Source organism: Paenibacillus wenxiniae (assembly GCF_039822605.1).
GTDB classification, from domain to species: Bacteria; Bacillota; Bacilli; order Paenibacillales; family Paenibacillaceae; genus Saccharibacillus; species Saccharibacillus wenxiniae.
In genome coordinates this window covers 102,907-117,084 of sequence record NZ_JBCGUH010000016.1, presented here as the reverse complement: position 1 = coordinate 117,084, position 14,178 = coordinate 102,907, and the positions used below count along the sequence as shown (strand labels likewise).

The 14,178-nt window shown below is 45.2% G+C and carries 10 protein-coding genes; 6 read left to right on the top strand and 4 right to left on the bottom strand.

The features are described from left to right. The 6 genes from AAHF22_RS20560 to AAHF22_RS20535 all read left to right on the top strand — a co-directional run. On the top strand, positions 1 to 193 hold a 193-nt coding region (locus tag AAHF22_RS20560; RefSeq protein ID WP_347326888.1), incomplete at its 5' end, for a hypothetical protein. Between the two features lie 145 nt (positions 194 to 338). After that, the gene (locus AAHF22_RS20555) at positions 339 to 1,472 is read left to right on the top strand and encodes a PP2C family protein-serine/threonine phosphatase (protein ID WP_347326887.1); all 1,134 of its coding nucleotides are present in this window, start codon (positions 339 to 341) and stop codon (positions 1,470 to 1,472) included. A 28-nt stretch (positions 1,473 to 1,500) separates the two neighbouring features. Further along, positions 1,501 to 3,666 (top strand): flagellar assembly protein A, encoded by a 2,166-nt coding sequence (locus tag AAHF22_RS20550; RefSeq protein WP_347326886.1) that lies wholly within the window; start codon positions 1,501 to 1,503, stop codon positions 3,664 to 3,666. A gap of 2 nt (positions 3,667 to 3,668) precedes the next feature. Then, on the top strand, positions 3,669 to 3,983 hold the full coding sequence (locus AAHF22_RS20545) for an STAS domain-containing protein (RefSeq protein ID WP_347326885.1): 315 nt from the start codon (positions 3,669 to 3,671) through the stop codon (positions 3,981 to 3,983). Further along, positions 3,980 to 6,061: an HD domain-containing phosphohydrolase gene (locus AAHF22_RS20540; RefSeq protein ID WP_347326884.1), complete on the top strand. Its 2,082-nt coding sequence runs from the start codon at positions 3,980 to 3,982 to the stop codon at positions 6,059 to 6,061. Before AAHF22_RS20545 ends, AAHF22_RS20540 begins: the two co-directional genes overlap by 4 nt. A gap of 187 nt (positions 6,062 to 6,248) precedes the next feature. Beyond that, on the top strand, positions 6,249 to 7,430 hold the full coding sequence (locus AAHF22_RS20535; RefSeq protein WP_347326883.1) for a PP2C family protein-serine/threonine phosphatase: 1,182 nt from the start codon (positions 6,249 to 6,251) through the stop codon (positions 7,428 to 7,430). Between the two features lie 405 nt (positions 7,431 to 7,835). Here AAHF22_RS20535 and AAHF22_RS20530 read toward each other — a convergent pair whose 3' ends face one another. The 4 genes from AAHF22_RS20530 to AAHF22_RS20515 form a co-directional block, all read right to left on the bottom strand. After that, on the bottom strand, positions 7,836 to 9,752 hold the full coding sequence (locus tag AAHF22_RS20530) for a beta-glucoside-specific PTS transporter subunit IIABC (RefSeq protein WP_347326882.1): 1,917 nt from the start codon (positions 9,750 to 9,752) through the stop codon (positions 7,836 to 7,838). Positions 9,753 to 10,061: 309 nt separating this feature from the next. Beyond that, entirely contained in the window at positions 10,062 to 10,895 is an 834-nt protein-coding gene (gene licT, locus AAHF22_RS20525; protein ID WP_347326881.1) for a BglG family transcription antiterminator LicT, read from the bottom strand. A 509-nt stretch (positions 10,896 to 11,404) separates the two neighbouring features. After that, positions 11,405 to 11,842: a hypothetical protein gene (locus AAHF22_RS20520; protein ID WP_347326880.1), complete on the bottom strand. Its 438-nt coding sequence runs from the start codon at positions 11,840 to 11,842 to the stop codon at positions 11,405 to 11,407. A gap of 399 nt (positions 11,843 to 12,241) precedes the next feature. Continuing rightward, a complete protein-coding gene (locus AAHF22_RS20515) occupies positions 12,242 to 13,681 on the bottom strand; it encodes a 6-phospho-beta-glucosidase (RefSeq protein ID WP_347326879.1) in 1,440 nt (479 codons plus the stop codon). Positions 13,682 to 14,178 lie beyond the last annotated feature (497 nt).

Genomic DNA, 14,178 nt, shown 5'->3' with positions numbered 1-14,178 from the left:
TACAGATACAGATACAGATACAGATACAGATACAGATACAGATACAGATACAGATACAGATACAGATACAGATACAGGTACAGGTACAGGTACAGGTACAGGTACAGGTACAGATACAGATACAGATACAGGTATAGGACAACTTGTAAAGTTGCACGACAAAACGCATATTATGGAACATCATCTTATATAACCCATAGAGAAGACGAGCTGTGTAATCGGCTCGTCTTTCTCTTATTATGATAACGCACTCATTTCCAAATTTATCCCATCCTCCTATTACATAATGAGCAGTATAGGACGAAAAATATAGTATAACGATTGCGGAGGAGTGTCTAATGAGCAGCATACTGATCGTTGATGATTCCCGACTGAATGTTGCCTATCTGCAAAATGTTTTGCATACTGCCGGTTATGAAGATATTCGTCTGGCGTATTCAGCATTGGAAGCGTTCCACGAGCTAGGGATGGAAGCAGAGCAGCATCCGAAGAAGCGCCGCGATATCGATCTGGTGCTATTAGATATTGTGATGCCGGATATCGACGGCATTGAAGCATGTCGCATGATTAAAAATACAGAAATGTATCAGGATTTGCCGATTATTTTCCTGACGGCGGATCGTGCCCATTTTGAAGAAGCATTTGGTGCAGGCGGGATGGATTTTATCGAAAAAGGCGGGCCGGATTACGAGCTATTAGCGCGTGTACAATCCGCGCTCCGCTTAAAAAAAGAAATGGATACACGCAAAAATTGGGAAGAAAAAGTGCAAAAAGATCTACAGCTTGCTAAACATTTGCAGCGAAGTGTGCTGCATGCCCCCCTCGACGAACCCGGTATTCGCATCCATAGCCGATATATGCAATCTGCTGAAGTGTCCGGGGATATGTTTTATTGGAAAATGTTCTCCAACCGCAAATGCGGTGTACTATTGATCGACGTATCCGGGCATGGCATCTCGGCAGCATTAATCAGCATGTCGATTCGTTCATTGCTCGACAGTATTGTAGGGTTATATCGTAAGCCGAGTGATGTGTGTGCGGAACTTAATCGACAAATGCGGCTCTTATTTGGTAAAACGAGGCGTTCGGCTTATTTTACAGCGATCTATGTACTGATCGATCTGGAGCAGCGCGAACTGGAATATGTAAATGCCGGTCATCCGCCAGGGTTACTTTTGAAGCAAAATGCAGCTCCTGTCAAGCTAAAAGGCACCACCGTTCCAATTGGGATTAAGCCGGATATGAAACTGGATACCGTTAAGCTATCTTATGAGGCACCGTGCCGGATTGTGTTATATACAGATGGTCTGGTGGAACGGCCGGGGATGTCGATTCAATTTGGTATTGATCGGCTGGAAGAATATGCAGACAGCCTGCATTATGTGGGCAATGATTCGTTTGTAGACAAATTAGAGCGTTTAAATCGCAATCGAGATGATGATATTTGCATCGTATCAATCGAATTGGATTGATGCTCGATCGGGAATGGGGGAGAGATCGATGGAACGAAGCATAGTTTCCAGAGGCAAAACCGTTGAACAAGCGATTGATCGTGCACTGACATTGCTAGAAGCGAGCAAGCAACAGGTCAGTATTGAGATTATCGATGAGGAAAATAAAGGACTGCTGGGCTTCAATGTCCGACCAGCCGTAGTTAAAGTAACATTGATGCCAGAGCAGTCGGATCATTCAACTACCGATCCTACTTCTGAACGTATCGCATCAGCAGCTTATCCATCATCTGCGGACATTGCTAATGCTGCCGAACACCAGTCTGCTGGAACAGCTTCGACCCGGCAACGTTTATCCGTGCTGGATACTATACAACCGTCTGAATCGATAGCAGATGCTAATGCTGTCAAGCCATCTTCCGATATGAAAGCTTCCCAATCTGTACAAGACGGGCAGATTTGGATCGAAGGTGGCGAAGTACGTGTGCGTACATTTGCTGGTGGTAGCTTACCGAGACTGGATGCGTTTAAAAGTGGAGACATACTAATTAATGGACAGCCGCTCATGGCAGGACAGACAGCAGAGATTAGCGAGCATGATCGAATTGAAATTACGTTCACTGAGGAACTGCGTGAACCACTCTGGCAAATCCAGATTGAACCTAAAGCGATGCAGGTGAGTTTACATGTAGAGCCAGGCAGTCATATTCAGCGTTATTTGCTCGATACCGAACCGGAGTCCAGACTAATGCTGCGTGTCGGCCAGCGACGTGAAATTTTGCCAATTGAACCGGCTCGTGTGACGGACCAGCTTCAAACGCTTGGCGTCGTGTATGGTGTAGATCAAGCGGCGATCCTAGCGGCTTGTCGTTCCTCGGAGCCAGGCGAGTTTATCATTGCAAACGGTACGGAACCTATTCCGGGTGTGGATGGCATATTCGAACTACGGGCGAATACCGAAGCGAAGAAAGTACAGCCGAAGCTGCGTCATGACGGCACGATCGATTATCGGGAGACACGTGAGTTTCCATCTGTCGCTGAGGGTGATTTGATCGGCGTTGTGCGTCCAGCCCAGCCGGGACAGGATGGAACGGATGTGTTTGGACGTTCTGTGGCGGCTCCACCCGTGCGCCAGGTGCAAATTTTGGCAGGTAAAGATGTTAGTTTATCCGACGATGGTTTGCGTGCGATCGCTCAGCGTGCCGGTATGCCTACTCAAGTGAAACAGGGCTATCATATCAAGCTTTCAATTGTGCCCAAGCTGATGCAAAGTGGCGATATTAATCTGTCGACAGGCAATATTCATTTTCTCGGTGATGTAGAGATTAGTGGTGCGGTGCAGGATACGATGAAAGTAGAGGCTGAAGGCAATATTCATGTGCGCGGCAATATTAATATGGCGCATATTGTAGCCGGTCAATCGCTAATTGTGAACGCCAATGTGATCAGCAGTCAGGTGGTCGTTGGACAAATGTATCTATTTTACGGCCAGATTGCCCCACTGCTTCAATCGATTGCAGAGCAATCCGAATTGCTCAAGGCTGCGATTCGTCAGGTAAGTAGTGCGTCTGCGTTTAAACTGGACGATATGGATGAGCATGGATTAGCTCCCCTATTTAAAGTATTGTTTCAGGGCAGATTCCGGGGGATGCATGAAATACTCCAGCGGATGGTTGCGCTGAAAGAGCAATATGTCGTGCTTCCGAGCGATGATTGGAAACGATATTATGAGGAACTAGAGCGTGGATTTTTGACGGGGGACTCCAGTCATTTTCGTACAGCCGATGATCTGGAAAGCTTGATCCGGCGTACACGCTATCTGTATTCGGTTGTCGTTGTACCGGCGATGGAGCAGATTTTCGCCCGTTTGCATCATGTGCAGAACAGTCATGTACGCTGTGGCGGTAATCTGATCATTGAAAAAGGCTGCTATAATGCCCATCTGTATTGTGAAGGACATCTGGAGGCAAATGGTACGTTGCGAGGGGGCACGTATCATGCGGTTGGTGGTATGACGCTGCAAGAAGCCGGCTCACCTGGAACAGGAAGCACGTCACTGCATGTAGGCGCTACATCGGTGATCCGTGCCAAGAAAATTTTGGCAGGAACAACGATTCAGGTTGGTGAACGGATGCATCAGTTTACGAAAGATATGGAACATGTGGCAGCACGTATAAACAGTGATAACGAATTTGTATGGCATGGGGAGGGATGACGATGTTTTCGTATCGATTGCAGGAGCAGGATGGACGAATGGTCGTTTATTGTGAAGGGGATATCGATATTGACGCTGGCGACATGATTGAGGAGCAGTTGGAGCCAGCACTACAGACGCAAGAACAGGTCGTACTGAATTTGGATCAGGTTCATTTTGTCGATTCATCGGGCATTGGTTTATTGATTGGGCTAGTACAGGGCTTACAAGAGCAGGAGCGAATCGTATTGCTGGAGCATGTTCAGCCTGAAGTAATGGAAGTATTTGAATTACTGCAACTGGATGAAATTCTGGGTAAGGACGTTTTTAGCAATTGAATGAAAAGAATCTGTATACGATTCCGCTCGGTATTATAGGCCTGGCCAGCCTGGTGTATATGATCTGGCATCTGGATAGTCTGCTCTGGGTTGGACTGCCAATTTTGTTATTTATCATCGTATTGGATTTATTTCCTGTCCGGCTATTAAGCGGTGAGGAATACAGTGCAAGTGTGGCCGGCTTTCTGATTTTGCTGCTGGCATATGGACCGATCTATGCACTGGTAGGTGTTACGCTTAGTAATGTGATTACTCATTTTAGACGGGCAGGCTTTCAGTGGCGGCGCATTCATGGCTTTCGTGTATTATCGACGCAAGGCAAATATGCGATCTGTTTGTATGTTGCTTATCAAGCGATGCAGCAGGTCGATGGCATCGTACAGTCATCGATTCATATGTATGTACAGGCAGCGGTGGGTGCTCTATTATTTAGCGGCTTGTATGTGCTTATGGCTGTGGTCGTATCGAATAGTATCGGTCATGTGCCTTTATTAGGTAGCTTACGTATACGGCTTAAAGAGCTGGCTGTACCTGTAGTGTTATGCACGATTATTGTGCCGCATTTTTTGAAATATGTATCGCTGGGCTATATTGCATATGAAGCATTATATACAGCACTGTTTTTGCTGCTCATTATATTCTTTTCACATGGTTATATCGAGCAGGTTCGTTTGCGCAGACAGGGTGTAGAGGAATTTATTCGAATCGGTGAGCTGCGACTGTCTAACCGCGAAGGGCATGGGCGTAATGTAGGTATTATTTGCGAGCATGTGCTGGAGCTACTCAATTATCCGAAAAAGCATCGCCCGGAACTGATTAACATTGCCGCCCTTCATGATATTGGAAAAATGCTATTACCGCTGGAGGTGCTAACTAAGCGTGGTGCGCTGTCGCTAAGCGAGCAGCATGAATATGAATCCCATACGATCAAAGGTGCACAGATTGTCGGCAATATTACCGGTGATCGTCGTGCAGCCGCATGGATTAAGCATCATCATGAGCGGTTCGATGGCAAGGGCTTTCCAGATCGGCTCAAAGGAAATGCCATTCCATACGAATCGCGAATTATTTATTTGTGCAATCAGCTGGAATATCTCATTCGTCAATATTCGCAAAATGAAGACGTGATGAGTCAGTTACAGCGGATGGCGGGAAAAGAGCTTGATCCGCAGTTAATCTGGCGTATTCATGCAGGTACCATCGCCTGGTTGCGTCAGTATGTCATTCATGACGATATATCGGTATCGGCTGAACTTTCCTCCGTCATTCGATATGATGGGGATAAGCCGCCACAACAACTGGCAAGTATCACAGGTGGAACGAGACTGCTACGATATGGAGCAGATGGGAAGTTATGTGGAACCGGATTAGCGGATGTACCTGCTGGCATTATTAGCGATGCTGAAGTGTTGGCAGAGCGGGCGTTACTTGTAGCTGAAAGCTTTTATGAAGTGCTGGCGAGTGAAGGGAAGACGTATGAAGCTTACTTTTATCCTGAACCGGATCGGATCAATGTGGTGCTCACGGATATTACACCAGCGCTACAATATCGCGAAGACCTTCATTACAATACACTACGTTCTTATCGTGATGTGATCCGCACCCTTTCGCATAGCAAAATCGATATTTGCCTGCATCCACAGGAGATTGAACGTGAGCTGGGCGAACGACTGGACGGTATGGAAGTGCAGGCGCGTGGAGATGTCTCATCCAGCCGCAATCTGGTGATGGAGCATGTGCCGGAATGGTATCGACAGCAATATCCGAAGAAGCTGATGAGCATCAAGCTTGCGGTATCCGAAGGAGTAACCAATCTGATCAAGCATGCAGAGCAAGGGCAAATCGGGATTTATCAACAGGCGAATCGATTGCAAATTTATATTACAGATCACGGCTCAGGCATTCCGCTGCATGAGTTGCCTAAGACGATTCTCGTCTCCGGGTATAGCAGTAAAAGTTCGCTTGGCAAAGGCTTTGCCGTCATGTATATGTCTGCGGATCGGATTATGCTGCATACAAGTCCGGATGGCACGGCGATTTTGCTTGAATTTATGATGGTAGCTGAAGAGACCGGCTAAACGATTCCTGTAAAAGGGAGCGAATAGTCGGTCTGTATGCGTTTATTTTGATGATGTTATCTTGCGTCTGGTGTTTATTACGGATTCATATGCAATTGGTATAAGACAGTAACTTAATTGCTATTACATATTGCCCTCTTTTGGACGAAAAATAAGTATACCCTTTATTTTCAGGAGGCACAGAAACATGAGCAGCATACTAATTGTCGACGATTCCAAATTGAATCTGGCGTATATGGAAAATACATTAAAATCCGCAGGTTATGAGGATGTATGGACGGCAAACTCAGCGCAGGCAGCATATAAGCGACTCGGTATGCAAGATGACCAGATACCACGTAAACCCGTAGCCGTTGATCTGATATTACTGGATATTGTCATGCCTGAAGTGGATGGCATCGAAGCATGTCGACGAATTAAAAGTATCCCTGTATATCAGGATCTACCGATCATTTTCTTAACGGCGGATCGAGCGCATTTTAAAGAAGCTTTTAATGTGGGCGGCATGGACTTTATCGAAAAAGGCGGGCCAGATTACGAGCTGTTAGCACGTGTACAATCCGCGCTGCGTCTGAAAAAGGAGATGGATGCGCGTAAGGAATGGGAAAGTCGTGTGAGCAAAGACCTACAACTGGCGCGTCACCTACAAAGCAGTGTGATGACTCCGCCGCTAACGGAGCAGGGCATCAGCATTCGTAGTAGCTTTATGCAATCGTCTGATGTGTCTGGGGATATGTTTTACTGGAAACCATTTAACGATCATCAATATGGTATTCTACTAATCGATGTATCGCTAAGCGGAATTCCAGCAGCGCTGATCAGCATGTCCATTCGTTCCTTGCTGGACGGGATTGTTGGCATTTACCGTCGACCAAAAGAAGTATGCGCTGAGCTGAATCGCCAAATGCGTACCCTGTTCGGTAAAATGCGCCGCACTGTTTATTTTACAGCAATCTATGTGATGGTTGATACGAATAAGCGACAGCTGGAATATTTTAATGCCGGCCATACGCAAGGGTTACTGTTAACGGAAGGCGAGCCTGCTGGACGACTGAGTGTAACAACGGAACCGATCGGTATGAAGCACGATATGGATACCGATACGAAAACGATCGATTACACAGGTGATGCTCGCATCGTACTGTACACGAATGGGCTGATTACACGTCCAGGCACGAACCCGAAGACGGTCATTCAAGAGCTGGAGCAATATGCCCAAAGCTTGCTGTATCTGGATAATGACAACTTTTTAAGTAAACTGGCGCGCCTGAATCGTCAACATGAAGATGTATGTATTATTTCCATCGACTTGACCGGCCCGGCACCAGTAGCAGAAGTACAATCTGAAGCGGCAGCAGAAGTGGAGTAAAAGTCGGGAAGCAGTCTGAGCGGAAGTGAAGCCTGAAATAGAAGTTCGAAGTAGAAGCATGATCATCAGTACAACGAAACTCCAGACGAGATGCATCATTATCCATTTGAGTCGATGTACACTGATCGATATGCATACTGTAGCTTCCAAATAAAAAAGACCATGCTGCACAATGAGATTATTGTAGAGCATGGTCTTTTTCTGTTGTATTTAAGCACGAAGATTGTCTATAATCGCTGAGACACGAGACACGAGACACGAGACACGAGACACGAGACACGAGACACGAGACACGAGACACGAGACACGAGACACGAGACACGAGACACGAGACACGAGACACGAGGAGTTACATCAACGATGGCAATTCACGGAGCAGCTATCACAATCACACCACCATCAGGTTCAAGCAAGCACTTCCTTGCCAGGCGTTGTCGTCGTAGCAACACTGCTATCCGACACAGCGGCTTGAATACCGAGCAATTCTTGCTGTTCCTGTACCGTTCCTTCTGTAAGCGGAAGCACGTCCTTGTACTCAAACGTATTCGTTACGATAATCGGCGTAACCGTTGCACAGCCTGCGTCACGAATTTGCTGCAAATCCATCTCCAGCAACAATTGACCGGCAGTGACACGATCGCCTTCTTTCACATGTAGTGTAAAAGGCTTACCTTCCAGCTTCACCGTATCAATGCCGACATGAACGAGAATTTCTGCACCATGATCCGACACAATTGCCAGCGCATGCTTTTTCTTAAATGCAACCGTAATCGTACCATCAAAAGGAGCAACAACACGTCCGGCAGCAGGCTCAATCGCGACGCCTTTGCCCATCGCTTCCGAAGCAAATGCAGGATCAGGCACTTCAGTCAGCGGCACAATATGACCGGCAACGGGACTCAGCACTTTTTCATCGATTTGACCTGCATTGCCTTTCACTGGAGTGGCAGGCGTTTCCGATGGAGCTTCTTCAACCGGATCTTTAAAGCCAAGCACATATGCCAGTGTAGCCGAAATGAGGAATGATGCAGTAATCCCGATAATCAGACCAGGAAAACCTTGACCACCCGGACCGTAGAAAATAGGCAGTGTGAGCAGACCTGGTGCACCGGAAGCAAATGCCTGCGTACCCGCCTGACCGATAATCGCACCACCGACTGCACCGCCGATAATACCAGCGATAAATGGACGCTTCAGCGGCAACGTTACCCCGTATACCGCAGGCTCGGTAATGCCGAACAGGGCGGATAGAGTAGCTGAACCAGCGAGTGTTTTGAGCTTTTTATTTTTCGTGCGCAGCATCACACCAAAGGCTGCACCTGTCTGCGCAAAGACCGAAGCAGCAGCGGCTGGCTTAATACCATCACGTCCATGTACCGCGATATTGTTAATAAACACCGGTACAAGACCCCAGTGTACACCGAAAATAACGAACAATTGCCAGCAAGCACCCAGAACTGCGCCAGCAATAAGTGGACTAAAGCCAAATGCAGCGACAAGACTGGTGGCAATGGCATTACCAACATACACACCAAATGGACCAAATACGAGCAATGTTAGCGGCACCATCACAACGAGTGAAATTAACGGAGTAACAAAGTTTTTGACACTTTCATGAATAAAGCGGTTGCATAGCTTCTCCAGCTTACTCATCACAATGACCGCAATGATGATTGGAATGACGGTGGAGGAATAACTCATCATAATAACAGGAATTCCGAAAAATACCGTTTCTGTACCTGCTGTTTTCAACTCAACGATCGAAGGATAGACGAGCGCACCGGCAATCGTTAATGCGGTAAACGTATTCCCACCAAACTTACGAGCCGTGGTCACAGCCAGCAATAGGGGCAGGAAGTAGAACAGACTATCTGCCGTTGCCATTAGAATCGTATACGTCGTTTCCTTTGTGCTAAGCCAGCCTACATTGGTTGCGATGAGCAGTAAGCCTTTCAAAATACCTGCACCTGCCATCACGCCGAGTAGCGGAGCGAAAATACTGGAGATGATATCGATAATTGCGCCAAAGCCTTTTTTACCAGGAACGGAAGCGTTATCTTTTTTGTGATCATCCAGGATATTGGATACGTCACCAATTGCTGCGTACACTTCAGGCACGGTATTACCGATGACGACCTGAAATTGTCCGCCGCTTTCTTTGACCGTAATAATCCCATCGTTTTTTTCCAGCGTTGCTTTGTCCGCTTTAGACTGATCTTTTAGCGTAAAACGAAGTCTGGTTGCACAGTGGACGAGCGAAGCGACGTTCTTTTCTCCACCGACACCTTGCACGATCTCTTTTGCCAGTTTTTCATAACTCATGGGGACACCTCCAAATTTTGGCAAACAAAAAACCTGAGCCATGACAAACGGAGGACAAAAAAGAACACAGTGGTCCTTGCCGTTTCTCATGACTCAGGTTTTGCCTGCATAACCAGTAACAATCCGAATCAGGTTATATGCGGTTGTTAAACTAACAATATAACGCTTACATTCATTTGTCAATGCTTATATTTACAGCCGCATCAATAGCATTATTTTTAAACGGATATACGATAGTTTAAATTGAATATACGATCCAATCACAGCAAGAAAATGGTAAAAAGGTGTTGGACACAGATGGAAACGTCATTATCTACGGCTGACGATACGTTCAATATGTACAGTCAAATAAAGCATTTCCTCATTCGTAAGCTCGTGTCCATGTTCCTTTTTGACAAATATGCGTATTTTCTCCGTACACGCAGCAGCATCGCGATGTTGTTCCTTGATCATCGTGTACAGATGATCATAATTGCTGTCATAATGCGTACCATGAACAATACGCTGTGCGAAAAATTTAAGGTGGGTAATAAAGCGGAAATAGCTTAGCGAATCCTCTTCAAACTCCGTCTTAAAATGATATTTCACAATATTAATAATGCTATGCATAAATTTGGTAATATTCATCGTCGTGCCAACTTCCTCATTCATCTCAGCATTGACGATATGAATGGCGATAAAGGCGGCTTCATCCTGAGGAAGCTCGATGCCCATATGCTCGCGAATTTGCTCCAACGTGCGTAGCCCGATCGCAAACTCTTCACGGTACAGCTGCTTAATTTCCCACAGCAGCGCATTTTTGATCTCCAGCCCTTTCTGATAACGCTCAATCGCAAAATTCACGTGGTCGGTTAAGGATACATAGATATTTTCGTTAAGCGTTTTGCCAAGTGTTTGGCGGCTGTACGCAATAATTTCTTCAACGATCACAATGAGATCAATCGGAACTTCACGCAATAGCATTTTAAAGTTGTCAGACGCTTTTTTATTTTTAAGCGCAAACACTTTTTGAATTTTATGCTGTTCTACCTCTTCGCCGGGCTTTTTCTTAAAGGCGATGCCGCGTCCCATCACGACCAGCTCTGTGCCATCTGCCTGATAGACGCTAACCACATTGTTATTGATGACCTTGGCAATTTTCATATGAACCCCCGATCTCTATACCCTGATCCAACTTCGTACAGTAGCATGAATCTAGTCTGCAAACAACGATCTCGTCTACTAACAACAGGATGCCTATTCTGTATATCGGCATTCACTGCTTTTCGATCATAAAGCGGTACTGCTTTTCCATAATGAGGCTGTAGATCAATGCAATGATCTATGTGGGACGGATACGATGCAGGTATGCGTAGAGGCAGATATGCCTATATAACAAAAAAACCGTAAGCACGACAAAACAGAAGGAGCTGACTCAGCTTTCCTCGCTTTGGCGGCTTAGGTTTTGCCTGCAAACCAGTAACAATCCTAATCCTCTATAAATGCCGTTAATACGGCGTATGACTTACTCAAGTGTAGCCTGAACCTCACATGCTGTCAACGCTTTCACCGTGCATGGAAGCAATCGACCAGCATAAAAAAGCACGAATGCAATAGAGGAAGCTCTAATTGCATTCGTGCTCAAGTTGTGATGCTAAATGTTCGATGTTTTGTTAAAAGTAAGCTTGTACAGTAGCAGTTACTTTTTCACTGTTTGTGCTTCTAATCCATACTTCATACTCACCATTGGGAACACTAGGAAATGTTACGCTACCTGTTTTTCCATAATCAGGTCCATAAGAACCGTAAGCATATTTATTATTGTTTGGAAAGTTTTCGCCATTTTTATTTCTCAAAACATAAGATACGACAATATTTCCAGAACCGTCACTAGGACGCTGATCAATCGATAGTGAGACCGATTTAGCACCATTGCTTATTTTAATAACACCATTTAAAGATGTCATTTTTTTGTGAGCACTGGAATCTACATTGGATGCTTTGAACGTTGGTGGAGCAGCAAAGGCAGATGGAACACTCAGAGATAAAGCTAAAATAGCAACAAACAAGCCTAAACCTAACTTTATAAAGAGTTTTTGAAAAGTAAACATGATAAAACCTCCTATGTATTTGGTAACAACATGTACCATGAAAACATAAAAATTATTATTTGTAAATAGTTATAATTAAAGGTTTTTATGGTATTAAATGATAAATAAATCGTTTGAGAGTACAGCTTTATAGGAAAAAGCGAGGAAATTAAAGCGTAAAAATAAAAATGCTCTACCAGTATATTTCTGGCAGAGCATGCTGTTTAACCAATCAGTTTGTAAGCTAATGCAGGACACATTGTTACACTAAAACGTGTATCAATGGAATGTCCACTTGTATAGTAACAACATAAGGGATGCGTCTATAAAGTTAAAATTGAGACTCCTGGTAAAAGATAACAAAAGATTAGAAGTTACGTATATTTTATTTAGTGAACTAGTAGAAGCTTGCTTAGATGCTTACAAACCTAAATCGGCTCCACGACTCGCGATAACCTGCTTGTACCAGTCAAAGCTTTTCTTTTTCTCACGTTTTAGCGTACCGTGACCTTCATTATCACGGTCCACATAAATATATCCGTAGCGTTTCCGCATTTCGCCTGAGGAAGCACTCACGATATCGATCGGTCCCCAGCTCGTATAACCAATAATATCAACACCATCTTGAATCGCTTCACCCATTTCGGCAATATGACGTTGCAAATAGTCGATTCGATAATCGTCTGCTATCGTTCCTTCTGCTGTCGGCTCGTCATGAGCACCGAGACCATTTTCTACGACAAACAAAGGCTTTTGATAACGATCATGCAGCTGGTTCGCCGTAATACGGAAGCCTTTCGGATCGATCGTCCAACCCCATTCCGACTTCGCCACATATGGATTAGCGACCGAGCCGAATACGTTACCAGATGTCATGTTTTTAATAACTTCTGGATCTGTACTGGTGGTACGGCTGGAGTAGTAGCTAAAGCCGATATAATCGACCGTATGATCTCGCAAAATCTGCTCATCCCCCGGTTCCATCTCAATAGTCAATCCATGATCACGGAAGAAACGTTTCGCATAGCCCGGATATTCACCACGTGATTGTACATCGATAAAGAAGTACGATTCGCGGTCTTTTTCCATGCCTTGATACACATCTTCTGGATTGCATGTATACGGATAGAAGCTACCCGCAGCCAGCATACAGCCGATCATTGCATCTGGAATTAGCTCATGACAAGCTTTAACGGCCAGTGCGCTAGCAACCAATTGATGGTGAGCTGCCTGATATTGAATTTGTTTTACATTGTCGCCTTCTTTGAAGGTTAGACCGGCTCCGAGGAAGGGCAGGTGCAGCAGCATATTGATTTCGTTAAAGGTCATCCAGTATTTCACTTTGTTTTTATAGCGAGCAAGCACAGTACGAGAATACGTTTCAAACCGATCGACCAGCTTGCGACTCCGCCAGCTTCCGTATTTTTCAACGAGTGCAACAGGCACATCGAAATGCGCCAGTGTCACCACCGGCTCGATCCCGTTTTGGATCAAAGCATCGAACAGATCATCATAAAATTGCAAGCCAGCTTCGTTCGGCTGTGCTTCTTCACCTGTTGGGAAAATGCGCGCCCAGGAGATCGATACACGCAATGCTTTAAAGCCCATTTCCGCAAACAGGGCAATATCTTCTGGATAGCGGTGATAGAAATCGATCGCTTCATGCGAAGGATAAAATTCATTTTCAAGTGGTGTCAGTGAAGGTACATAGCCTTTCATAATATCGCGGCGACTCTCGCCAGTAGGTAGCAGATCAACAAGTGTCAGCCCTTTGCCACCTTCAAGATAAGCACCTTCTGCCTGGTTCGCCGCAATCGCGCCTCCCCATAAAAAGTTCTCTGGAAAAGTAAAAGTAGACATAGTAAAACTCCTTCCGCAGCATAATAGAGAATGTGAACAAAACAGGGAAGATGGCGTAGAAAAAAAGAAAACCTGAACGAAGCCTGACATATGCACGCATAGCGCCAGGTTCGTTCAGGTTATGCCCGATAGGTAACATCCCTGAAATGAATGTAGTTGTTACTACAACTGTAGCAAGTGATGAAGGCGCTGTCAACTGCAAGGTACTTAAAAGGTATGTAGAAGACTGACAATTGGCAATCGTGAAGGATTAAAAGGTAGTCGTTTGCTAGAGTGCTTTGTTATGGTTTCATCATTAGATGAATTTGCGGGATAAAGTGAAGTTTTTGCTGAGAGTGATACGACTTGCTTCAAGGAATAAGGGAACATGCTCGGATGGAGACTAGAAATCTACAGATATAGAAGATGAGCTGCTATAAGTTGCTTGCTTATGTGGCGCAATACAGTTGATTATTTAAGGAGTGAAAAGCCTATAATTTTGGAGTAAGGAGTAAGGA